The sequence below is a fragment of the Streptomyces sp. NPDC003393 genome (genome assembly GCF_053589015.1).
Map to the genome: position 1 here is coordinate 65,472 of NZ_JBSFRB010000040.1, position 21,107 is coordinate 86,578.

Consider the following 21,107-nt stretch of genomic DNA (forward strand, 5'->3'; position numbering starts at 1 on the left):
CCACTGACCGACGCACGCGCGAGGGGGCGACTCGTCGCACTCTCCCGTTCGGCACGTCCGGCGGCCGTCACCACCGCGGCTACCTGGGAAAGGGCTCCACACGACCGGCAATGCCATCCTGTGAGCCTGGCTGTCCTTGCATTACAAGGCCCACCCCGCTCCCTGGGTAAGAATGTCGGGGTGCTTCAACCACTGTTCAGCCCCTCCGTCCAGCACACACTCGACCTGGTCGGCATCTTCGTCTTCGCCATCTCCGGCGCACTGCTGGCCGTCCGCAAGAACTTCGACGTCTTCGGCATCGCCGTGCTCGCCGAGGTCACCGCGCTGGGTGGAGGTCTGTTCCGCGACGTCGTGATCGGGGCCGTACCCCCGGCCGCCTTCACCGACCTCGGGTACTTCCTCACCCCGCTGTTCGCCACGGTCGTGGTGTTCTACCTGCACCCGCACGTGGAGCGCATCCAGTCGGCGGTCCTGGTCTTCGACGCGGCCGGCCTCGGCCTGTTCTGCGTCTCGGGGACCACCAAGGCGTACGACTACGGGCTGAGCCTCACCTCTTCGGCGACCCTGGGCATGGCCACCGCCGTGGGCGGCGGTGTGCTGCGGGACGTGCTCGCCAACGAGGTGCCCTCGCTGCTGCGCTGGGACCGCGACCTGTACGCGGTCCCGGCGATCGTCGGCGCCACCATGGTGGTGCTGTGCATCCACTACGACGCGCTGACCCCGCTCACCACCGGGCTGGCCGTCGTCACCGCCTTCGTGCTCCGCCTGCTCGCCATGCGGTACCACTGGCGAGCTCCGCGGGCCTGGAACCGGCGCTCGACCGTCCGGGAGGAGTAGCGGAGTTCGCCGGGTCCCCGAGGGCCGTCTCCGCGCAGGTCAAAAGCTACCGCTTAGTAATTTCCTGTTGTACCGTTCATCCATGCCAGAAGCAGCTTCCGCCCCGGCCGCGCGGGCCACGATCGACGACAGTGAGTTCGACCGGGACACCGCGGTGACCCGCCGCGCCCCGGGCGTCTACGACATCGACCTCTCGGCCGGCTGGACCATCATCAACGCCGTCAACGGCGGCTATCTGCTGGCCGTCCTCGGTCGCGCCCTCGCGGACGCCCTGCCGCACCAGGACCCGTTCAGCATCACGGCGCACTATCTGACGGCTTCCCGGCCCGGACCCGCCGTCGTGCGCACGGACGTGGTCCGCACCGGCCGCACCCTCTCCACCGGCCAGGCCTCCCTTCTCCAGTACGACGCGGACGGCCGCGAGGTGGAGCGCATCCGCGTCCTGGCCTCCTACGGCGACCTGGGCGCCCTCCCCGACGACGTGCGCACCACGGCGAAGCCGCCCGCCATCCCGCCGATGGAACAGTGCTTCGGCCCGCAGGACGGGCCGGCCCCCGTCCCCGGCAGCTCGGCCATCACCGACCGCCTGATGCTCAAGCTGGACCCGGCCACCCTCGGCTGGGCGCTCGGCTCGCCGTCCGGCAAGGGCGAGATGCGCGCCTGGTTCGGGCTCGCCGACGGCCGGGACGCCGACCCGCTCTCCCTGCTGCTCGCCGTGGACGCGCTGCCGCCGACAGCGTTCGAGATCGGCCTGACGGGCTGGGTCCCGACGGTCGAGCTGACCGTGCACGTCCGCTGCCGCCCGGCGCCGGGCCCGCTGCGCGTCTCCATCACCACGCGCAATCTCACCGGCGGCTTCCTGGAGGAGGACGCCGAGGTCTGGGACAGCGCCGACCGGCTGGTGGCGCAGTCCCGGCAGCTGGCCCGCGTCAGGCTCGGCTGAACGACGCGCGTCAGGCTCGCCTGAGCGGCCCCGCCGGGCTCGGCTGAGCGGCCCCGCCGGGCTCGGCTGAGCGGCCCCGCCGGGCTCGGCTGAGCGGCCCCGCCGGGAGCGGCGGAGCCGCGTGCGTCAGGCCCGGTCGAGCGGTGTGCGCCCCAGCCAGGCTGCCAACTGCTCGTAGACACCGGCTCCGTCCTCGGCCTCGCGGCGGGTGCCGAACGGCGTCTGGCCACCCCGAGGCCGCTCGTCGGGCAGCGCCCGGCGGGCGGTGGCGAGCGCGAACTCGGCCAGTTCCGGGTCGAGTGCGAGCGGGTGGCCGAGGGCCTCGGCGAGATCCCAGGTGTGCGTCACGATCTCCATGACGTAACCGGAGAGTGCCGCGTGGCCGGGCACCTCGCCCCAGGGCACCCGCACCGTCGTGCTCATGCGCTCGTCGCTCGCCCACGCCTTCAGGGCACGGGCGCGTGCCTCGTCGTAGGCCGCCGGCCAGCCGTCGTCCAGGACGCCCTCGGCGAACGAGCTCATCGAGAGCCCGTCCCCGCCCTCACCGACCACCGCGATGCGCACGGTGCCGCCCACGATGTGGCTGAGCAGGCGCCGTACGTCGAACTCGGCGCAGGGCGTGGGGGCGGTGAGCTGCTCGGGCCGGACGGTCTTGACGACGGCGGCGGCCTGTTCGGTGGCGCGGGTGTACAGCGGGCGGGGGTCGGTGCCGTTCGGCCGGGGGTCGATGGCGTTCATGGGTCTCCTCGGTGCGTCCGTCGGTCGGTGCGCGGCCCAGGGTGCCCGGATAACCTGACAGTTTCCGTCAGCATTTGATCGGCGCCCGCCACGACGAGAGGGTGGGGGCGTGAAAGCCGACCGCCTGCTGTCGATCCTGCTGCTCCTCCAGACCCGGGGCCGGGTGCCCGCGCACGAGCTCGCCGACCGGCTGGACGTCTCGGTGCGCACCATCTACCGCGACATCGAGGCCCTGTCGGCCTCCGGCGTCCCGGTCTACGCGGAGCGCGGCCGGCACGGCGGCATCGAACTGCTCGCCGGATTCCGCACCGACGTCACGGGCCTGACCGCCGACGAGTCCCGCGCGCTGTTCATCCTCGCCGCGCAGGGCGCGCACGCCGCGCTCGGGCTGGACGCGGCGCTCGGCTCGGCCCTGCGCAAGGTGATGGCGGCGCTGCCGGCCCCGCACCGGCCCGCCGCCGAGGTGACCAGCCGCCGGATCCTGGTGGACGCCACCCGCTGGAAGAGCGGCCCGCGGCAGACCGTCGACCTGGACGTCCTGAAGGACGCGGTGTTCGCCGACCGGCGTCTGAGGCTGCGCTACCGGCACAGCGGCGAGCGTGAGCCGCGCACCTACACCGTCGATCCCTACGGCCTGGTCTCCAAGGCGGGTGTCTGGTACCTGGTCGCCGACCGGCGGGGCAGGCCACAGCTGTTCAGGGCCGACCGGGTGCGCTCCGCCCGGCTCCTGGACGATCCCGTACGGCGCCGGCCGGGCGTGGAACTCGCCGACGCCTGGGAGGTGCTGCGCCGCCAGGTGGAGGAGCGTCCCGGCGGGATCGACGTCACCGTTCGGGTGCGCCGCGCGCACCTGGACATGTTCCTGCGCCTGCACGGCTCGGCGCTGGCCGCCCCGCCCGACGACGACGGCGCGAGCGAATGGGTCACCGCCCGGATGTCGTACGGCGTCCCGCGCGCGGTGCGCCAATTGCTCGGTTTCTCGGACCGGGTGGAGGTGCTCTCGCCGCCCGAGGCACGTGAGGAGCTGCGGGCGGCGGTCGCCGCCGTCGCGGAGCTGTACGAGACGGGAACGGTCAGTCCAGCCAGTGCCGGCGGCCCACGCTGATCAGCCGCAGCTGCCGGGTGGCGAGCCGGGTGACGCGCTCGCGCTCCTCCGGCGTGGCGTCCAGGGCCTCCAGGAAGAGCGAGGCGGTGATCAGCATCTGGTCGACGTAGAGGTGGGCGAGCATGAGCAGGTCGTCCTCGCTCCAGCCCGCGGACTGCGGGTCCTTGGCCAGCTCGTCCTTCACCTCGCGGGCGAAGCACGCCAGTTGCTCCCGGATCGCCTCCCGTACCGGCTGCACGCCGCCGTGCCGCTCCCGGGCGATGAACCGGACATGGGTGGGATACGCCCTCACGTGACCGGAGATCAGTTCGACGGCCCGCACGATGCGTTCCTCGCTGTCGTCCGCCGGGGACACCGTCGTCCGGATCATCGGGTGCAGGCTGCCCAGAGCCTCCTCCACCAGGGCCACGCCGAGGTCCGCCGTGGAGCGGAAGTGCCGGTAGAAGGCGGTCGGGGCCACACCGACGGCGCGCGTGACCTCGCGCAGGCCCAGGCTGCTCAGGCTCTGCTCCTCCAGCAGGCCGAGCGCCGCGTCCAGGAGGGCCCTCCGGGTCTTCTGCTTCTGGGCCTGGCGAACACCGAGAGTGTGACTCATGCCATGCAGTTAACAACTGTTCTCCGGAATTTCAAAGCGGTGCAGCGCGCTAGACTTCGTAGTCAGTGAACAACTGTTACTCGTAAGCGCTCACGAGAGAACGCCGGAGGGGGATCCGATCCCATGCTGTTCCTCGTCGCCGCACTGCTGCTGCTCGGCGTGGCCCTGGGCACCGTGGCCCACGCGCCGCTCGGCTTCACCGTGGCCGCCGCCGTCGTGATCGCCGTCTGGCTCGGCATCTTCGCGCTCCGCGAGCGCCACGCCCGCCGCCGCGGCACGTCCCACTGACCACGCGCCCACCACTTCCCTCGGGAGCCATCGCCATGCAACTCACCGCACCGGCCACGCGCCGCACCGCCCTGCGCGACGCCGACGGCATGGCCGTCGCGTCCTTCATCCTCGGCCTGCTGGGCCTTCTCGTCCTCAACCTCTTCCTCGGTCCCATCGCCATCACCCTCGCGGCAGTGGCCCTCTGGCGCGGCACCGCCCGCCGCGGCCGGGCCCTCCTCGGACTCTCCCTGGGCATCGCCGACCTGATCGTCCTCGTCACCCTCATGCAGTTGGACCACACGGTGTCCTGGAGCTTCTGACCTCGCAGGGGCGCCGCGGGCAGTCGTCCCACGAGGCGACGGGGGCCCTCCCAAGCCGTTCGGGCAAGGGGGAGGGCCGGCGCACCCGCCGAGTGACGGCGCCCCGCCGACCCGGTCCGGGTGGAGCCGCGGCACGCATTCGCGGGCCGCCGCGCACCTGATCCCGGGCCACCCGCGAGCGCCCGTAGAATCAGGCACACCATGGCTTACCTCGACCACGCCGCGACCACCCCCATGCTCCCGGAGGCGGCAGAGGCACTGACCGCCGCGCTGGGCGTCACCGGCAACGCCTCCTCCCTCCACGCATCCGGCCGCCGGGCCCGCCGCACGGTCGAGGAGGCCCGCGAAACCCTCGCCGAATCCCTCGGCGCCCGTCCCAGCGAGGTGGTCTTCACCTCCGGCGGCACGGAGGCCGACAACCTCGCCGTCAAGGGCCTGTACTGGTCACGCCGCGCCGCCGACCCGGCCCGCACCCGCGTCCTCGCCAGTCCCGTCGAGCACCACGCCGTCCTCGACGCCGTCCACTGGCTCGGCGAACACGAGGGCGCCACCGTCGAGTACCTGCCGGTCGACTTCTACGGCCGCGTCCACCCCGAAGCCTTGCGCGAGGCGATCGCCCGCAACCCCGACGACGTGGCCCTCGCCACCGTCATGTGGGCGAACAACGAGATCGGGACGCTGCTCCCGGTGCGCGAACTGGCCGAGACGGCCGCCGAGTTCGGCGTGCCCCTGCACTCCGACGCCGTGCAGGCCTTCGGTCAGGTCCCCGTCGACTTCGCCGACTCCGGGCTGGCCGCGATGACGGTCTCCGGCCACAAGATCGGGGGGCCGTACGGGATCGGCGCGCTGATCCTCGGCCGCGAGCACAACCCCGTACCCGTCCTGCACGGCGGCGGCCAGGAGCGCCATGTCCGCTCCGGCACCCTCGACGTGCCCGCGATCGCCTCCTTCGCGGTGGCCGGCCGGCTCGCCGCCGAGCAGCGCGAGTGGTTCGCCCGCGAGGTCGGCGCCCTGCGGGACCAACTGATCACCGTCGTCCGCACGGCCGTCCCGGACGCGATCCTCGGCGGCGATCCGGCCCCCGAGGGGCGTCTTCCGGCCAACGCCCACTTCACCTTCCCGGGCTGCGAGGGCGACTCCCTGCTGCTCCTGCTGGACGCCCAGGGCATCGAGTGCTCGACCGGCTCGGCCTGCACGGCGGGCGTCGCCCAGCCCAGCCATGTGCTGCTGGCCGCCGGCGCCGACCCGGACCTGGCCCGCGGCACCCTCCGCTTCTCCCTCGGCCACACGTCCACCGAGGCCGACGTCGAGGCGGTCGCCAAGGCCATCGGCCCGGCGGTGGAGCGGGCCCGGGCGGCAGGTCTGACGTAGGGCCCGGAGCCCGGATCACGCCCTGGCCCGGCGCACCAGCCGTATGTACCGGTCCCAGTCCCAGTGCGGCCCGGGATCGGTGTGGTCGGCGCCCGGCACCTCGGCATGGCCGACGATGTGCTCGCGGTCGACGGGTATGCCGTACCGTCCGCAGATCCGCGCCGTCAGCCGGGCCGAGGCGGCGTACATCGCGTCGGTGAAGGACGACGCCCGCTCGACGAATCCCTCGTGCTCGATGCCCACGCTGCGCTCGTTGTAGGCGCGGTTGCCGGCGTGGAACGCCACGTCCAGCTCGCGGATCATCTGGGTGACCTGCCCGCTCGCGCGGACGATGTAGTGCGCGGCGGCCCGGTGCCCCGGGTCCTGGAACGCCCTCACCGCGCTCGTGTAGCCGCCCTGGGTGACATGGACCACGACGCGGTCGATCGTGTAGTCGTCCGGGCGGTCCGCCCGCCGGTAGTTCGACGGGGAGGCCGCCAGCCACCGCGCGCCCCCGAAGTCCACCGCGCCCGCCACCCGCGGACGCTGGGTGCCCGGCAGCCCCCACCACAGGTGGGCCAGCCCCTTGCGCTCCACCGCGGCCCCGCCCGCGACCACCGCCACGGCCCCGCCGAGGAGCAGCGCCCGACGTCCCGGCTGCTTGTCCTTGTCACCGTTCCTCGCCCCCACGCGCTCTCCAACGGATATCCGGCGGCCCCGGTTCCCGCACACCCGTACCCTGAAAGGGCTATGACTGAGACCCCGCAGCGCTCCCGCCCCCTCCGCGTCCTCGCCGCCATGTCGGGCGGGGTCGACTCCGCCGTCGCCGCCGCCCGTGCCGCCGAAGCCGGCCACGACGTCACCGGCGTCCACCTCGCGCTCTCCGCGAACCCGCAGTCCTTCCGCACGGGCGCGCGGGGCTGTTGCACCATCGAGGACTCGCGCGACGCCCGCCGCGCCGCCGACGTCATCGGCATCCCGTTCTACGTCTGGGACCTCGCCGACCGCTTCCGCGAGGACGTCGTGGAGGACTTCGTCGCCGAGTACGAGGCCGGCCGCACCCCCAACCCGTGCCTGCGCTGCAACGAGAAGATCAAGTTCGCCGCGCTCCTGGACAAGGCGCTGGCCCTGGGCTTCGACGCGGTGTGCACCGGCCATTACGCCAAGGTGATCGTGCGCGAGGACGGCTCCCGCGAGCTGCACCGCGCCTCCGACATGGCCAAGGACCAGTCGTACGTCCTCGGCGTGCTGGACGACAAGCAGCTGGCGCACGCGATGTTCCCGCTCGGCGACACGGTCACCACCAAGGAGGAGATCCGCGCCGAGGCCGAGCGCCGGGGGCTCGCGGTCGCCAAGAAGCCCGACTCGCACGACATCTGCTTCATCGCCGACGGCGACACCCAGGGCTTCCTCGCCCGGCGGCTCGGCAGGGCCGAGGGCGACATCGTCGACGAGTCCGGCGCCAAGGTGGGCACCCACGGGGGCGCGTACGGCTTCACCATCGGCCAGCGCAAGGGCCTGCGCATCGGCACCCCGGCCCCCGACGGCAAGCCCCGCTACGTCCTGGACATCTCCCCGGTCACCAACACCGTGACGGTCGGCCCGGCCTCGGCGCTGGACGTGAGCGCACTGACGGCGATCAAGCCCCGCTGGTGCGGCACCGCCCCCACGGGCCCCGGCACCTACACCGCCCAGCTGCGCGCCCACGGCGGCGAGACCGAGGTGACGGCGGAGCCGGTCGACGGCGAGCTGCGCGTGACCTTCACCGAGCCGGTCCGCGGCGTCGCCCCCGGCCAGGCGATCGTCCTCTACGACGGCACGCGTGTGGTGGGCTCGGCGACCATCGCCTCCACGGTGCGGGCGACGGCCGGAGTGGCGTGAGAGCCGACGGCGCCGGTGGCCGCGGAGCCGCGTGAGGGCCGTACCGGTGCCTACGCGCCGTAGAACTCCGCGAGCACCGGCGCCAGAACCTCCGGTTCCACCGCGTGGGTCTGCCCCTTGAGCAGGCGGTACGTCCCCTGGGACGCGGCCAGCGCCACCTGCCGGGCCGCCTCGCGCATCCGGTCCGGACTGGCGTCGCCCGCGGCGGCCAGGACCGGCACGGTGATCGAGGCCAGCATCTCGCGCGGCACTGTTCCGTCGCCCATCACGGCGTCGTCGTAGGCCAGGGTCGGCGCGATGGCCTCCAGACCCGGCCACATGGGGGACTGACGGGCGCTCACGATCATCTGCTCGGCCAGCCCGGTGACACGAAGGAACAGCTCCACCGCGTCACCGCGCCGGCCCTCGGCGAGCGCGGCGGCCAGGGCGCCGGAGTACTCGGCGTGCTCCCGTCCGTCGTCCTCGCGCACCTCGAACGGCGGCTCGTACACGGCCACCCTGCTGACCGGCAGTCCGCTCGCCGCCGCCCGCAGCACCAGCGCGCCGCCCGAGGAGATGCCGTACAGCGCCGCCTCGCCGCCCACCGCGTCCAGCACGGCCGCGAGGTCCTCCACCTCGCGCTCCACCGCGTAGGGCGCCGTGTCCCCGCTCTCGCCGCGGCCCCGGCGGTCGTACACGACGGTGCTGAAACGGTCCGCGAGCGCCGCCGCCAGCGGTGCGACCGTGGCGCCGGTGGACATCGCCCCGCTGACGAGGACGACCACCGGCCCCCGACCGGTGCGCTGGTAGGCGATCGAGGTGCCGTCACGCGAGATGGTCTTCTTGTCCATGGCTGTGAAGACTGCCACGGCGGGGGCACGCTTGTCGGGTCAAAACACCTCGACGTCGTAGAAGCAGAGGTGGTCCTTGATCTCGGCGACGTCCGGTTTCGGCTCGGGGTAGGACCACACCAGGTCCTCGGCGCCCGGCGCCGACCAGTACGACGCCGTGCCCTTGAAGGGGCAGTAGGTGTGCGTCTCGGACGGGGTCAGCAGGTCGAGGCGCACGTCCTCGGCGGGGATGTAGTAGCGCACGGCACAGCCGGTCTCGCGCAGCAGCAGCGGCCGGTCGCTCTCCGCGAGGACCTGGCCGTCGTGCACGACGCGTACGCGCTGGGTGCCCTGCTCGATGGTGATCGTGTGTCCTTGGGTCATATCGGTACAGCGCCCCCGGCCCCCGGCTTCTTCCCGTGCGGGGCGCACCTCTTCCCGTGCACCGCGCCCGCTTTCCCGTGCGCTGAGCACATTTCAGGGCCGCGTACGGTTGACGCATGAACATCTGCGTCTTCCTCTCCGCCGCCGACCTCGACGACCGCTACACCCGTCCCGCGCGGGACTTCGCCCGGCTGCTCGGCAAGGGCGGCCACAGCCTGGTGTGGGGCGGGTCCGACAGCGGACTGATGAAGGTGGTCGCGGACGGCGTGCAGGAGGCGGGCGGCCGGCTCATCGGCGTGTCGGTGGACTTCCTTGCGAACAAGGCGCGCCCCGGCGCCGACGAGATGGTCATCGCGGGCGACCTCGCCGAGCGCAAGAAGCTGCTCCTGGAGAAGGCCGACGCGGTAGTGATCATGGTGGGCGGCACCGGGACGCTCGACGAGGCCACCGAGATCCTGGAGCTGAAGAAGCACGGCCGCACCGACAAGCCCGTGGTGCTGCTGAACACGGCCGGCTTCTACGACGGCCTGCGCGAGCAGTTCCGCCGCATGGAGGACGAGGGTTTCCTGCCGCGGCCGCTGAGCGAGCTGGTGTTCTTCGCCGACGAGCCCGCGGGCGCGCTCGCCTACCTGGAGGAGTCGGTGGCCGGCCGCTGAGCCGGGGGTGCGAGCATGGCGGCATGGCTACTCATGTGATCACCGGGGCCGGCTCCGGCATCGGCGCGGCCGTGGCGCGCCGTCTGCACGCGCGCGGGGACGACCTCGTGCTGCACGCGCGCGACGCGGGCCGGGCCAAGGAGCTGGCGGCCGAGCTCCCCGGGGCGCGGACCCTGGTCGGCGACCTGGCCGAACCGGACAGGCTGAGCTGGGCCTTCTCGCACCAGTCGCTTCCCGACCGGGTCGACTCCCTGCTGCATATCGCGGGCGTCGTCGACCTCGGCCCGGTCGGCGAGCTGACCCCCAAGTCCTGGCGTCACCAGCTCGACGTCAACCTGATCGCCCCGGCGGAGCTGACCCGTCACTTCCTGCCCCAGCTGCGTGCCGCGCGTGGTCACGTGGTGTTCGTGAACTCGGGCGCGGGCCTGAGCGCCAACGCCGACTGGGCGGCGTACGCCGCGTCCAAGCACGGCCTGAAGGCGCTGGCCGACGCCCTGCGGCAGGAGGAGCACGCGAACGGCGTCCGGGTCACCTCCGTCTACCCGGGCCGCACCGCCAGCCCCATGCAGGCCAAGGTGCACCGCCAGGAGGGCAAGGAGTACGACCCGTCCCGGTGGATCGACCCGGAGTCCATCGCCACGGCCGTCCTGATGGCCCTCGACCTGCCGAGGGACGCGGAGGTCAACGACCTGACGGTGCGGCCGGGAGGCTGACCCGCGGCCGGGCGCCGGTTCCGGGGACCGGGGTGCCGGTCCGGGGGCCGGAACGCCCGGTCCTGCGACCGCGGCACACTCCTCGGCCGAAGTGTTCCGTAGGCTGCTCCGGTGAGCGAGAACAGCCAGTTCAGGTTCGGTGCCGCCACCGGGGTCGGGTCGCTGCCCGGTGGGGACGCCCGTGAGGCCGCCAAGATGGTCACCGGCACCTTCGAGGACTTCCCCTTCCTGCCCGAGCTGCCCGCCCGGGGGCCCGGCGCCGACATGATCGGCCGGACGGCCGGGATGCTCGTCGAGCTGTACGCGCGCGTGGAGCCCAGCGGGTGGCGGATCGGCGACCGGCCCGGACGGGACACCAAGCGGGCCCGGTCCTGGCTGGGGGAGGACCTCGACGCCCTGGAGGAGTTCACCCAGGGGTACGAGGGGCCGCTGAAGGTGCAGGCCGTCGGTCCCTGGACACTCGCCGCCGGCCTCGAACTGAGGAACGGAGAGGCATGCCTCTCCGACCCCGGCGCCTGCCGGGACCTCGCCGCTTCGCTCGCCGAGGGGCTCAGGCTGCACCTGGCCGAGGTCGGGCGGCGGGTGCCGGGTGCGAGGCTGGTGCTCCAGCTCGACGAGCCGTCCCTGACCGCCGTGCTGCGCGGCCGGGTGCGCACCGCCAGCGGCTACCGGACCCACCGGGCCGTGGACCGGCAGATCGTCGAGGCCACGCTGCGCGACGTGCTCGGCGCGCACCCGGAAGGACCCGCGGTGGTCCACTCCTGCGCCCCCGACGTCCCCTTCGCGCTGCTGCGGCGGGCGGGCGCCGCGGCGGTCTCCTTCGACTTCTCGCTGCTCACCGAGCGTGACGACGAGGCGATCGGGGAGGCCGTGGAGGCCGGCACCCGGCTCTTCGCCGGTGTGGTGCCGACCACGGAGGGCCCGTTGTCAGACCCTGCCGGTAGCGTCATGGGTGTCAGAACGCTGTGGCGCAGGCTGGGGCTGCGACCGGGGCTCGTCCCGGACGCGGTCACGGTCACCCCGGCGTGCGGACTCGCGGGCGCTTCCCCCGCGTACGCGCGCCGGGCGCTCGCCCACTGCGTCCGGGCGGCGAGATCCCTCGCGGACAACCCTGAGTAACGGGAGGACAACACGGTGGCCGGCGACAAGCAGCAAGCGGAGACAGCGGTGCCCGCCGAGGCACGGGAGCAGCACGCCCGGCTCGCGGAACAGGTCGAGGAGCACCGCTTCCGGTACTACGTCAAGGACGCCCCCGTCATCAGCGACGCCGAGTTCGACCAGTTGCTGCGCTCCCTGGAGGAGCTGGAGGCACGCCACCCGGAGCTGCGCACGCCCGACTCGCCGACCCAGAAGGTCGCCGGTTCGTACGCGACGGAGTTCACGGCGGTGGAGCACCGCCAGCGGATGCTCTCGCTCGACAACACCTTCAACGACGACGATCTCGCCGCCTGGACGGACCGTATCGCCAGGGAACTGGGCGCCCAGGACTACCACTTCCTGTGCGAGCTGAAGGTCGACGGCCTCGCCGTCAACCTCACCTACGAGCACGGCCGCCTCACGCGCGCGGCCACCCGCGGCGACGGCCGCATCGGTGAGGACATCACTCCCAACGTCCGGACGATCGCGGAGATCCCCGACCGGCTGAAGGGCGACGACGTCCCGGACCTCGTGGAGATCCGCGGCGAGGTCTTCTTCCCGATGGAGAAGTTCGAGGAGCTCAACCGCCGTCTGGTCGAGGCCGGTGACAAGCCCTTCGCCAACCCGCGCAACGCGGCCGCCGGTTCGCTGCGCCAGAAGGACCCGCGCGTCACCGCCACCCGCCCCCTGCACATGGTCGTCCACGGCATCGGCGCCCTGGAGGGCTACCAGGGGCTCACCCGGCTCTCCCAGGCCTACGACCTGCTGAAGACCTGGGGCCTGCCCACCTCCCCGCACAACAGGGTGGTCGACGACCTCGCGGGAATCCGCGAGTTCATCGCGTACTACGGCGAGAACCGGCACTCGGTGGAGCACGAGATCGACGGCGTGGTCGTCAAGGTCGACGAGATCCGCCTCCAGGGCCGGCTCGGTTCGACGGCGCGCGCGCCCCGCTGGGCGATCGCGTACAAGTACGCGCCGGAAGAGGTCAACACCAAGCTGATCGACATCAAGGTCGGCGTCGGGCGCACCGGCCGCGTCACTCCGTACGCGCAGGTGGAACCGGTCACCGTGGCAGGATCCGAGGTGGAGTTCGCCACCCTGCACAACCAGGAGGTCGTCAAGGCCAAGGGTGTGCTCATCGGCGATACCGTGGTGCTGCGCAAGGCCGGTGACGTCATCCCGGAGATCCTCGGCCCGGTCGTCGACCTGCGGGACGGCAGCGAACGGGAGTTCGTGATGCCGTCCGAGTGCCCCGAGTGCGGCACGCCGCTGCGGCCCATGAAGGAGGGCGACGTCGACCTCCGCTGCCCCAACGCCCGTGCCTGCCCGGCCCAGTTGCGGGAGCGGCTCTCCTACCTCGCGGGCCGGGAGTGCCTGGACATCGAGCACTTCGGCGAGGTGGCCGCCGCCGCGCTCACCCGCCCGCTGGAGCCGGCCGAGCCGCCGCTGGTCGACGAGGGCGACCTGTTCGACCTCACGGTGGAGAAGCTGCTGCCCATCAAGGCCTACGTCCTCGACCCGGACAGCGGTCTGCCCAAGCGGGACCCGAAGACGGGCGAGGAGAAGGTCGTCACGGTCTTCGGCAACCAGAAGGGCGAGCCGAAGAAGAACACCCTGGCCCTGTTGCGGAACATCGAGGCGGCCAAGGAGCGCCCGCTGGCCCGGTTCCTGAACGGCCTCTCCATCCGCCATGTCGGACCGGTGGCGGCGCAGGCGCTGGCGCGCGAGTTCCGCTCCATCGACCGCATCGAGCAGGCGAGCGAGGAGGAGCTGGCGCGCACCGACGGCGTCGGCCCGATCATCGCCGCCGCCCTCAAGGAGTGGTTCGCCGAGGACTGGCACCGCGAGATCGTGCGCAAGTGGAAGGCCGCCGGAGTTCCGCTGGAGGAGCAGGGCACCGGCGAGGAGGAGGGCCCGCGCCCGCTCGAGGGCCTGACGGTCGTGGTCACCGGAACCCTGGAGCAGTTCACCCGGGACGGCGCGAAGGAGGCGTTGCAGAGCCGGGGCGCCAAGGTGACCGGTTCGGTGTCGAAGAAGACGTCCTTCGTGGTCGTGGGCGACAACCCCGGGTCGAAGTACGACAAAGCGATGCAGTTGAAGGTGCCGGTTCTGAACGAGGACGGTTTCCGCGTCCTGTTGGAGCAGGGACCGGACGCGGCGGCCGAAGTCGCCCTCCCGACCGGTGAGTAGCGGTTGAAGGGCACGCGTTTCGCGCATACCAGATGCATACGGGTGGCCGGGGCGCATTCGGGCAACCGTCGACGACCGCTGCCCGTGGAAGCCTTCTGCGGCCTACTGTTGAGGGGTGCGCCCGCCGTGCCCAGCTGCGGCCGGGGCACCCCCGTGCTCCTCGACGAGTACGTGGAAGGGTTTTCCAGCGCGGTGCGGCCCGGGAGCGCCGGGCATCGGACCGCGCGGCGCGGGCACCGCCGGCTGTGAGAGGGACGGGAATGGAACCGACCGAGAGCGCCGCCCCGCACTCACGGCTGCGCCGGATGACCGGCGCATGGCGCGTGAGCCTGGGGCGGACGGGGGAGCGTTCGGGCGCCCGCACGTATCAGGGGCGCGCGGTCCCCGCCGCACGCGCGGCCGGGCACGGCTCGGCGGCGACGATCCGCCTGTCCGCGCAGCCGGGAGGGCAACCGCCTTCCGTGCGGGGCGCGGCCTCCGTATGGCACCGGCTCCGGCCGGCCCTGCCCGCCGTGGTCGTCGCGCTGGGCGCACTGGTCCTCGGCGCCGGCTTCTACGGCGCGTTCGCCGACGGCCACGCGCTTTTCCCGTCCGGCACGGCCGGCTGGTCGCTGGCCGTGCTCACCGGAATCATCGTCGGCCATCTGGTGATGCTCGGCCGCTCCCGCTGGTGGGGCGGGACCGGCTCCGGCACCGCCCTCACCCTGGCCGTGCTGCTGCTCTACGGCTGGGTGCCCGCCGGCCTGGTGAGCCTGGCCGTCGTCGTGCTGGTCGGCGTGGCCAGGAGCCACCGTTTCCGGTCCGGCGTGCTGAACGGCGCGGTGGACATCCTCGGCATCGCCACGGCCGCGCTCGTGCTGGGCGGCTGCGGCCGAGTCCCGACCGTCGAGCGGCCCTGGGACGCGAGCGCCTGGACCCCGTACACCGTGCCCGAGGTGGTGCTGGCCGCCGCCGTCTACCTCGCGGTCACCCGCGTCCTGCTGTGGTACCTGCACGCCCCGCCCGAGGGGTTGCCCACCATCACCCGTACTGCCCTGGTCAGACAGGGCCTGGTCGCCGTCGCCCTGCTCGGCATCGCCCCGCTGGTCTGCGTCGTCGCCGTCGCCGAACCCGTGCTGCTGCCGCTGTTCTCCATCCCGCTCATCGCCCTGGACTCCACCCTGTGGATAGCCCGCGCCCGGGCCGAGGAGCAGTTGCGCGACCGGCTGACCGGGCTGCCCAACCGGCAGTGGCTTCTGGAGCGCATCTGGACCGCTCTCGACGACGCCGAACGCATCGGCGCCCGGGCCGCCCTGATGCTGATCGACCTCGACCGTTTCCGCTCGGTCAATGACACGCTCGGTCATCTCGCCGGTGACCGGCTGCTGCTGCAGATAGCCGATCGGCTGCGGCAGGCGCTGCCGCGCGGGGCGGAGGCCGCGCGGCTCGGCGGGGACGAGTTCGCCGTATTACTGCCCGTGGCCGACTCCACGACGTCCGCGACCCGCGTCGCACGCGCACTGGTCACCACCCTCAGCTCACCGCTCGACCTGGACGGGCTCACCCTCGTCCTGGAGGCCAGCGCCGGTGTCGCCGTCTTCCCGGACCACGCGCTGGACGCCGAGGGCATGCTGCGCCGCGCGGATGTGGCGATGTACCAGGCCAAGCGGGACCGTACGGGCGTGGAGGTCTACGAGTCCAAGCGGGACTCCAACACGCCCGACCGGCTCGGGCTGCTCGGCGATCTGCGCCGGGCCCTGGACGCCCACGAGGTCCAGCTGCACTACCAGCCCAAGGTCCGCTTCGACGGCCATGTCGCCGGCCTGGAGGCGCTGGTGCGCTGGGTGCACCCGGAGCGCGGCAAGGTCCCTCCGGACGAGTTCATAGCGATCGCCGAGTCCTCGGGGCTGATGCCCCATCTGACCGAGTACGTGCTGGAGACCGCGCTCGGGCAGGTCGCGAAGTGGCGCTCCGAGGGCCTCTTCGTGCCGGTCGCGGTCAATGTCTCCCCCCGTGACGTGCACACCCCCGGCTTCGCCGGCTCGGTCGCCGCCCGGCTGGCCCGGCACGGTGTCCCGGCGGGGGCGCTGCAACTGGAGATCACCGAGCACGTGCTGCTTGAGGACCCCCAGCGGGCCGCCGACACGCTGGCCGGCCTGACCGCGCACGGCGTGAAGATGTCGCTGGACGACTTCGGCACCGGCTACTCCTCGCTGGTGCACCTGCGCAGGCTGCCGGTGAGCGAGCTGAAGATCGACCGTTCGTTCGTGGCCCGGCTGGCGGTGGACGCCGAGGACGCGGAGATCGTGCGGTGCACGGTGGATCTGGCGCACTCGCTGGGGCTGCTCGTCGTGGCGGAGGGAGTCGAGGACGACGAGACCTGGGAGCGGTTGCGCGACCTGGGTTGCGACGCCGTGCAGGGCTGGCTGGTCGCGGCGGCGATGCCGGCCGGGGAGACCACGGCGTGGCTGCGGGCGCGCGGTTCGCGCGGCTGGCAGCGCCCGCGCGCCGCCCTGCCCGCGGCAGCCTCCGACGAGTGACCCGCCCGCCGGCCGGCGCCTGCTGAGGACGGCTGTCCGGCCCGCGCGCCGGCCGGGCCCTCGACCGTGCGGGCCCTGTTCCTCGGCCACCGGCTCCGGGGCCGGCCCTGCCCCGCCACGGCCGGGCCCCGTCACGCCGCGGCCCAGCACGCCCCGTCCTGCCCCGCCGCGGTCGGCCACGGCGTCCCGGCCGGCCCGGGCGGCGACACGCTGCCGCCCTTCCTGAGCCGCGCCGAGGGACGAGAGCCGCGGCTTCGGGGATCGACTTCGCCACCGCGGTCGTTGTACTGATCAGTGCCGGACTGCTCTTCCCGGTCCGGCCCCACCACAAGGGGGACACGCCATGTCGCTGTTCGTGCCGAAGTTCGACGAGACCGTGCTGGTGCGCGACGGGGAGGCCGAGGTGGTCGGAGACGACCCGGTCGCCGTCGCGCTGCTGGCCGACAGCAGCGCCAGTGGTGGCGCGCTGTCCACCGTGCGCGTCACGCTCGGGGAGGGCGCCGACGGGGCCCGGCCGCATGTCCACCACAACTCGGCCGAGATGTTCTACTTCCTCGACGGCGAGGCCGAGGTCCTCTCCGGGGACGACGTCGTCACCGCCGGGCGCGGTGACCTGATCATCGTCCCGCCGGACCGCCCGCACGCCTTCGCCGCCGCCCCCGGCAGCACCGCCGACCTGCTGATCGTCATCACCCCGGGCGTCGAGCGCTTCGAGTACTTCCGTCACCTGCAGCGCATCCGGCTCGGCGAGGTGACCCCGGAAAGCATCCTCGAAGTGCAGGACCTCTACGACAACCACTTCCTGAAGAGCGCGGCCTGGGACGCACGGCGCGGCTGAGCCACCTCCGCCACCCCCCGCGGCAAACCGTTTCACGGCCGAGGGCCCCCGCCCCATAGGATTGGGACCTGTCGTCACATTCCCGCCTGCCTTCGGGCGGACGACGGGGACGTGACGACAGGCCCCGGCCCAAACCACACACACTCACCCCAGAGGAACGCTGCATGCCTGGCATCACGCGCGAGGAGGTCGCCCACCTCGCCCGGCTGGCGCGTCTGGAGCTGAAGCCCGAAGAGCTCGACCACTTCGCGGGACAGCTGGACGACATCATCGGCGCGGTGGCCCGCGTCAGTGAGGTCGCCGACCAAGACGTACCGCCGACCTCCCATCCGCTGCCGCTGACCAACGTCATGCGCGCGGACGAGGTCCGTCCGTCGCTCACCCCCGAGCAGGCGCTGTCCGGCGCCCCGGCCCAGGAGCAGCAGCGTTTCAAGGTGCCGCAGATCCTGGGTGAGGAGTGACAGCCATGACGGACATCAACAGCATCATCCGGCTCACCGCCGCCGAGACCGCCGAGAAGATCGCCTCCGGTGAGCTCACGGCCGTCGAGGTCACCGAGGCCCACCTGGCCCGGATCGAGGCCGTCGACGAGAAGGTGCACGCCTTCCTGCACGTGGACCGCGAGGGCGCCCTCGCCCAGGCCCGCGCCGTCGACGAGAAGCGGGCGCGCGGGGAGAAGCTCGGCCCGCTGGCCGGCGTGCCGCTCGCGCTCAAGGACATCTTCACCACCGAGGGCGTGCCCACCACCGTCGGCTCCAAGATCCTCGAGGGCTGGATCCCGCCGTACGACGCGACCCTCACCAAGCGGCTGAAGGCCGCCGACGTGGTGATCCTCGGCAAGACCAACATGGACGAGTTCGCCATGGGGTCGTCGACGGAGAACAGCGCCTTCGGTCCCACCGGCAACCCCTGGGACCTCACCAAGATTCCCGGTGGCTCCGGCGGCGGGTCGAGCGCGGCCCTCGCCTCCTACCAGGCCCCGCTCGCCATCGGCACCGACACCGGCGGTTCCATCCGCCAGCCGGCGGCCGTGACCGGCACGGTCGGCGTGAAGCCGACCTACGGCGCGGTCTCCCGCTACGGCATGGTGGCGTTCTCCTCCTCCCTGGACCAGGGCGGCCCCTGTGCCCGTACGGTCCTGGACGCGGCGCTGCTGCACGAGGTGATCGCCGGACACGACCCGATGGACTCCACCTCCATCGACGAACCGGTCCCGCCGGTCGTCGAGGCCGCCCGCAACGGCAGCGTGGCGGGCATGCGCGTCGGCGTGGTCAAGCAGTTCCGCGGCGAGGGCTACCAGGCCGGCGTCGTCCAGCGGTTCGACGAGTCCGTCGAGCTGCTCAAGGAACTGGGCGCCGAGATCGTCGAGCTGGACTGCCCGTCCTTCGACCTGGCGCTGTCGGCGTACTACCTGATCGCGCCCTCCGAGTGCTCCTCCAACCTGGCCCGGTTCGACGGCCTGCGCTACGGCCTGCGCACCGGCGACGACGGCAGCCACTCGGCGGAGGAGGTCACCTCCCTCACCCGTGAGGCGGGCTTCGGCCCCGAGGTCAAGCGCCGCATCATGCTCGGCACCTACGCGCTCAGCTCCGGCTACTACGACGCGTACTACGGCAGCGCCCAGAAGGTCCGCACCCTCATCAAGCGGGACTTCGACAAGGCGTTCGAGCAGGTCGACGTGATCGTCTCACCGACCACCCCGACCACCGCCTTCGCGATCGGCGAGCGTGCCGACGACCCGATGGCGATGTATCTCGCGGACCTGTGCACCATCCCGACCAACCTGGCGGGCAACGCGGCCATGTCCCTGCCGTGCGGTCTCGCCCCGGAGGACAACCTCCCGGTGGGCCTGCAGATCATCGCCCCGGTGATGAAGGACGACCGCCTGTACAAGGTGGGAGCCGCTGTCGAGGCCGCCTTCGTGGAAAAGTGGGGGCACCCGCTCCTGGAGGAGGCACCGTCGCTGTGAGCAAGTTGTCGAAGGCCAAGGGCTTCAAGAAGTCCAAGTCCGGTACGTACCTGTCCATGGCCACCACCGCGTTCGGCGCGATCGGTGTCGCCAAGCAGATCAAGAAGGCCCGCGTCGAGAGCGACACGCTGAGGCTGATCGACGCCGTGGTGACCGCCGCCGGCGTCGTCACCGGCCTCGCCATCCTCTACCGCGAGCTGAAGCGGCTGGGCGACGATGACGTCCTGCTGGGCTGAGAGGGAAGTTTCACCGTGACCACCATGACCGACCTGGTGTCGTACGAGGACGCGCTGGCGTCGTACGACCCCGTCATGGGCCTCGAGGTCCATGTCGAACTCGGCACCAAGACCAAGATGTTCTGCGGCTGTTCGACCGCGCTCGGCGCCGATCCGAACAGCCAGACCTGCCCCACCTGCCTCGGCCTGCCCGGCGCGCTCCCGGTCATGAACAGAACCGGCGTCGAGTCCGCGATCAAGATCGGTCTCGCGTTGAACTGCGAGATCGCCGAGTGGTGCCGCTTCGCCCGGAAGAACTACTTCTATCCGGACATGCCGAAGAACTTCCAGACCTCCCAGTACGACGAGCCGATCGCCTTCAACGGCTACCTCGACGTGCAGCTGGAGGACGGCGAGGTCTTCCGCGTGGAGATCGAGCGCGCCCACATGGAGGAGGACACCGGCAAGTCGACGCACGTCGGCGGCGCCACCGGCCGTATCCACGGCGCGCAGCACTCCCTCCTCGACTACAACCGCGCGGGCATCCCGCTCATCGAGATCGTCACCAAGCCGATCGTCGGCGCGGGCGACCGCGCTCCCGAGGTGGCCAAGGCGTACGTGCGTGAGCTGCGCGAGGTCATCCGTTCCCTCGGCGTCTCCCAGGCCCGCATGGAGATGGGCCAGATGCGCTGCGACGTGAACCTGTCGCTGATGCCGAAGGGCTCCGACAAGTTCGGCACCCGCTCGGAGACCAAGAACGTCAACTCGCTGCGGTCCGTGGAGCGCGCGGTCCGCTTCGAGATCCAGCGGCACGCGGCCGTTCTGTCCGGTGGCGGCACCATCGTCCAGGAGACCCGCCACTTCCACGAGGACACGGGCTCCACGACCTCGGGCCGGGTCAAGGAGGAGGCCGAGGACTACCGGTACTTCCCCGAGCCCGACCTGGTGCCGGTGGCCCCCGCGCGCGAGTGGGTCGAGGAGATCCGCGCGGCGCTGCCCGAGCTGCCGCTGGCCCGCCGCACCCGCCTCCTGGCGGACTGGGGCATCTCGGCCACCGACATGCAGGCCATCCTCAACGCCGGCGCCCTGGACCCGATCGTCGCCACCATCGACGCCGGTGCCGACGCCGCTTCCGCCCGCAAGTGGTGGATGGGCGAGCTGGCGCGCAGCGCCAACGAGTCCGGCAAGGCCCTGGACGAGCTGGCGATCACTCCGCAGCAGGTCGCCCGGGTGACCGAGCTGGTCGCGAAGGGAGACTTGAACGACAAGCTGGCCCGCCAGGTGATCGAGGGAGTCCTCGCCGGCGAGGGCACCCCGGACGAGGTGGTCGACAAGCGCGGTCTGAAGGTCGTCTCCGACGAGGGCGCGCTGACCGCCGCCGTCGACGAGGCCATCGCCGGCAACCCGGCCGTCGCGGACAAGATCCGCGGCGGCAAGGTCGCCGCGGCCGGCGCCCTGGTCGGCGCCGTCATGAAGGCCACCCGCGGCCAGGCCGACGCGGCCCGCGTCAAGGAACTGATCCTTCAGAAGCTGGGCGTCGGCGAGGGCTGAGCCGGGTTTCGCAGCGCTCCATCTCGGGCCGCTGCTGCTCGGGACGTGCGGCGGCCGGGTCCGGGGGCGTGCCCAGTTTCCGGC

22 protein-coding genes are annotated in these 21,107 nt (G+C 72.4%); 17 read left to right on the forward strand and 5 right to left on the reverse strand.

Annotated elements, in window-relative coordinates; translation table 11 throughout:
- The first annotated feature begins 180 nt into the window (after positions 1 to 180).
- Together ACWDUZ_RS30335 and ACWDUZ_RS30340 are read left to right on the forward strand one after the other, a co-directional pair.
- Positions 181 to 837 carry a trimeric intracellular cation channel family protein gene (locus ACWDUZ_RS30335; RefSeq protein WP_451635001.1) on the forward strand — a complete coding sequence of 219 codons (657 nt, stop codon included), beginning with the start codon at positions 181 to 183 and terminating at the stop codon, positions 835 to 837.
- Positions 838 to 919: 82 nt separating this feature from the next.
- Positions 920 to 1,780 carry a thioesterase family protein gene (locus tag ACWDUZ_RS30340; protein WP_451635002.1) on the forward strand — a complete coding sequence of 287 codons (861 nt, stop codon included), beginning with the start codon at positions 920 to 922 and terminating at the stop codon, positions 1,778 to 1,780.
- 126 nt (positions 1,781 to 1,906) lie between these two features.
- On the opposite strand, the gene ACWDUZ_RS30345 is transcribed toward ACWDUZ_RS30340, so the two are convergent.
- Complete coding sequence (locus ACWDUZ_RS30345) at positions 1,907 to 2,518, reverse strand: TIGR03086 family metal-binding protein (protein ID WP_451635003.1); 612 nt, start codon at positions 2,516 to 2,518, stop codon at positions 1,907 to 1,909.
- A 109-nt stretch (positions 2,519 to 2,627) separates the two neighbouring features.
- Between ACWDUZ_RS30345 and ACWDUZ_RS30350 the strand changes: the two genes are divergently transcribed.
- On the forward strand, positions 2,628 to 3,623 hold the full coding sequence (locus ACWDUZ_RS30350; RefSeq protein WP_451635004.1) for a helix-turn-helix transcriptional regulator: 996 nt from the start codon (positions 2,628 to 2,630) through the stop codon (positions 3,621 to 3,623).
- Here ACWDUZ_RS30350 and ACWDUZ_RS30355 read toward each other — a convergent pair.
- Positions 3,592 to 4,218 carry a TetR family transcriptional regulator gene (locus ACWDUZ_RS30355; RefSeq protein WP_451635005.1) on the reverse strand — a complete coding sequence of 209 codons (627 nt, stop codon included), beginning with the start codon at positions 4,216 to 4,218 and terminating at the stop codon, positions 3,592 to 3,594. The genes ACWDUZ_RS30350 and ACWDUZ_RS30355 overlap by 32 nt on opposite strands.
- A gap of 123 nt (positions 4,219 to 4,341) precedes the next feature.
- Between ACWDUZ_RS30355 and ACWDUZ_RS30360 the strand changes: the two genes are divergently transcribed.
- The 3 genes from ACWDUZ_RS30360 (at position 4,342) to ACWDUZ_RS30370 (ending at position 6,179) form a co-directional block, all read left to right on the forward strand.
- Positions 4,342 to 4,506, forward strand: coding sequence for a hypothetical protein (locus ACWDUZ_RS30360; RefSeq protein WP_451635006.1), 165 nt, complete (start codon positions 4,342 to 4,344; stop codon positions 4,504 to 4,506).
- A gap of 35 nt (positions 4,507 to 4,541) precedes the next feature.
- Positions 4,542 to 4,808, forward strand: coding sequence for a DUF4190 domain-containing protein (locus ACWDUZ_RS30365; protein ID WP_451635007.1), 267 nt, complete (start codon positions 4,542 to 4,544; stop codon positions 4,806 to 4,808).
- Between the two features lie 201 nt (positions 4,809 to 5,009).
- Entirely contained in the window at positions 5,010 to 6,179 is a 1,170-nt protein-coding gene (locus tag ACWDUZ_RS30370; protein ID WP_451635008.1) for a cysteine desulfurase family protein, read from the forward strand.
- 15 nt (positions 6,180 to 6,194) lie between these two features.
- On the opposite strand, the gene ACWDUZ_RS30375 is transcribed toward ACWDUZ_RS30370, so the two are convergent.
- A complete protein-coding gene (locus ACWDUZ_RS30375; RefSeq protein WP_451635009.1) occupies positions 6,195 to 6,848 on the reverse strand; it encodes an N-acetylmuramoyl-L-alanine amidase in 654 nt (217 codons plus the stop codon).
- Positions 6,849 to 6,908: 60 nt separating this feature from the next.
- On the opposite strand from ACWDUZ_RS30375, the gene mnmA reads away from it, so the two are divergent.
- Positions 6,909 to 8,039 (forward strand): tRNA 2-thiouridine(34) synthase MnmA, encoded by a 1,131-nt coding sequence (gene mnmA, locus ACWDUZ_RS30380; RefSeq protein WP_451635010.1) that lies wholly within the window; start codon positions 6,909 to 6,911, stop codon positions 8,037 to 8,039.
- Positions 8,040 to 8,089: 50 nt separating this feature from the next.
- Here mnmA and ACWDUZ_RS30385 read toward each other — a convergent pair whose 3' ends face one another.
- Both ACWDUZ_RS30385 and ACWDUZ_RS30390 read right to left on the reverse strand, forming a co-directional pair.
- On the reverse strand, positions 8,090 to 8,869 hold the full coding sequence (locus ACWDUZ_RS30385; RefSeq protein ID WP_451635011.1) for an alpha/beta fold hydrolase: 780 nt from the start codon (positions 8,867 to 8,869) through the stop codon (positions 8,090 to 8,092).
- Between the two features lie 39 nt (positions 8,870 to 8,908).
- On the reverse strand, positions 8,909 to 9,232 hold the full coding sequence (locus tag ACWDUZ_RS30390; protein WP_451635012.1) for a DUF427 domain-containing protein: 324 nt from the start codon (positions 9,230 to 9,232) through the stop codon (positions 8,909 to 8,911).
- Positions 9,233 to 9,348: 116 nt separating this feature from the next.
- Between ACWDUZ_RS30390 and ACWDUZ_RS30395 the strand changes: the two genes are divergently transcribed.
- The 10 genes from ACWDUZ_RS30395 (at position 9,349) to gatB (ending at position 21,023) form a co-directional block, all read left to right on the forward strand.
- Positions 9,349 to 9,888, forward strand: a complete 540-nt coding sequence (locus ACWDUZ_RS30395) for an LOG family protein (protein WP_030179362.1) — start codon at positions 9,349 to 9,351, stop codon at positions 9,886 to 9,888.
- Positions 9,889 to 9,911: 23 nt separating this feature from the next.
- Positions 9,912 to 10,601, forward strand: coding sequence for an SDR family oxidoreductase (locus ACWDUZ_RS30400; RefSeq protein WP_451635013.1), 690 nt, complete (start codon positions 9,912 to 9,914; stop codon positions 10,599 to 10,601).
- Between the two features lie 111 nt (positions 10,602 to 10,712).
- A complete protein-coding gene (locus ACWDUZ_RS30405) occupies positions 10,713 to 11,720 on the forward strand; it encodes a methionine synthase (RefSeq protein WP_451635014.1) in 1,008 nt (335 codons plus the stop codon).
- A 15-nt stretch (positions 11,721 to 11,735) separates the two neighbouring features.
- Entirely contained in the window at positions 11,736 to 13,931 is a 2,196-nt protein-coding gene (gene ligA, locus ACWDUZ_RS30410) for an NAD-dependent DNA ligase LigA (protein WP_451635015.1), read from the forward strand.
- 260 nt (positions 13,932 to 14,191) lie between these two features.
- On the forward strand, positions 14,192 to 16,450 hold the full coding sequence (locus tag ACWDUZ_RS30415; RefSeq protein WP_451635016.1) for a putative bifunctional diguanylate cyclase/phosphodiesterase: 2,259 nt from the start codon (positions 14,192 to 14,194) through the stop codon (positions 16,448 to 16,450).
- 343 nt (positions 16,451 to 16,793) lie between these two features.
- A complete protein-coding gene (locus ACWDUZ_RS30420; protein WP_451635017.1) occupies positions 16,794 to 17,288 on the forward strand; it encodes a cupin domain-containing protein in 495 nt (164 codons plus the stop codon).
- A gap of 164 nt (positions 17,289 to 17,452) precedes the next feature.
- Positions 17,453 to 17,749 (forward strand): Asp-tRNA(Asn)/Glu-tRNA(Gln) amidotransferase subunit GatC, encoded by a 297-nt coding sequence (gene gatC / locus ACWDUZ_RS30425; protein ID WP_006130840.1) that lies wholly within the window; start codon positions 17,453 to 17,455, stop codon positions 17,747 to 17,749.
- A 5-nt stretch (positions 17,750 to 17,754) separates the two neighbouring features.
- Positions 17,755 to 19,257, forward strand: coding sequence for an Asp-tRNA(Asn)/Glu-tRNA(Gln) amidotransferase subunit GatA (gatA, locus tag ACWDUZ_RS30430; RefSeq protein ID WP_451635018.1), 1,503 nt, complete (start codon positions 17,755 to 17,757; stop codon positions 19,255 to 19,257).
- On the forward strand, positions 19,254 to 19,493 hold the full coding sequence (locus tag ACWDUZ_RS30435; protein WP_451635019.1) for a hypothetical protein: 240 nt from the start codon (positions 19,254 to 19,256) through the stop codon (positions 19,491 to 19,493). The genes gatA and ACWDUZ_RS30435 overlap by 4 nt, the downstream gene beginning before the upstream one ends.
- 15 nt (positions 19,494 to 19,508) lie before the next feature.
- On the forward strand, positions 19,509 to 21,023 hold the full coding sequence (gene gatB, locus ACWDUZ_RS30440; RefSeq protein WP_451635020.1) for an Asp-tRNA(Asn)/Glu-tRNA(Gln) amidotransferase subunit GatB: 1,515 nt from the start codon (positions 19,509 to 19,511) through the stop codon (positions 21,021 to 21,023).
- The last annotated feature ends 84 nt before the right edge of the window (positions 21,024 to 21,107 follow it).

Excerpts from the sequence above, each read along its gene's own strand:
- ACWDUZ_RS30340 (WP_451635002.1), top strand. The coding sequence starts at position 920 with ATGCCAGAAGCAGCTTCCGCCCCGGCCGCGCGGGCCACGATCGACGAC.
- ACWDUZ_RS30345 (WP_451635003.1), bottom strand. The coding sequence starts at position 2,518 with ATGAACGCCATCGACCCCCGGCCGAACGGCACCGACCCCCGCCCGCTG.
- ACWDUZ_RS30355 (WP_451635005.1), bottom strand. The coding sequence starts at position 4,218 with ATGAGTCACACTCTCGGTGTTCGCCAGGCCCAGAAGCAGAAGACCCGG.
- ACWDUZ_RS30360 (WP_451635006.1), top strand. The coding sequence starts at position 4,342 with ATGCTGTTCCTCGTCGCCGCACTGCTGCTGCTCGGCGTGGCCCTGGGC.
- ACWDUZ_RS30365 (WP_451635007.1), top strand. The coding sequence starts at position 4,542 with ATGCAACTCACCGCACCGGCCACGCGCCGCACCGCCCTGCGCGACGCC.
- ACWDUZ_RS30370 (WP_451635008.1), top strand. The coding sequence starts at position 5,010 with ATGGCTTACCTCGACCACGCCGCGACCACCCCCATGCTCCCGGAGGCG.
- mnmA (WP_451635010.1), top strand. The coding sequence starts at position 6,909 with ATGACTGAGACCCCGCAGCGCTCCCGCCCCCTCCGCGTCCTCGCCGCC.
- ACWDUZ_RS30385 (WP_451635011.1), bottom strand. The coding sequence starts at position 8,869 with ATGGACAAGAAGACCATCTCGCGTGACGGCACCTCGATCGCCTACCAG.
- ACWDUZ_RS30390 (WP_451635012.1), bottom strand. The coding sequence starts at position 9,232 with ATGACCCAAGGACACACGATCACCATCGAGCAGGGCACCCAGCGCGTA.
- ACWDUZ_RS30395 (WP_030179362.1), top strand. The coding sequence starts at position 9,349 with ATGAACATCTGCGTCTTCCTCTCCGCCGCCGACCTCGACGACCGCTAC.
- ACWDUZ_RS30400 (WP_451635013.1), top strand. The coding sequence starts at position 9,912 with ATGGCTACTCATGTGATCACCGGGGCCGGCTCCGGCATCGGCGCGGCC.
- ACWDUZ_RS30415 (WP_451635016.1), top strand. The coding sequence starts at position 14,192 with ATGGAACCGACCGAGAGCGCCGCCCCGCACTCACGGCTGCGCCGGATG.
- ACWDUZ_RS30420 (WP_451635017.1), top strand. The coding sequence starts at position 16,794 with ATGTCGCTGTTCGTGCCGAAGTTCGACGAGACCGTGCTGGTGCGCGAC.
- gatC (WP_006130840.1), top strand. The coding sequence starts at position 17,453 with ATGCCTGGCATCACGCGCGAGGAGGTCGCCCACCTCGCCCGGCTGGCG.
- gatA (WP_451635018.1), top strand. The coding sequence starts at position 17,755 with ATGACGGACATCAACAGCATCATCCGGCTCACCGCCGCCGAGACCGCC.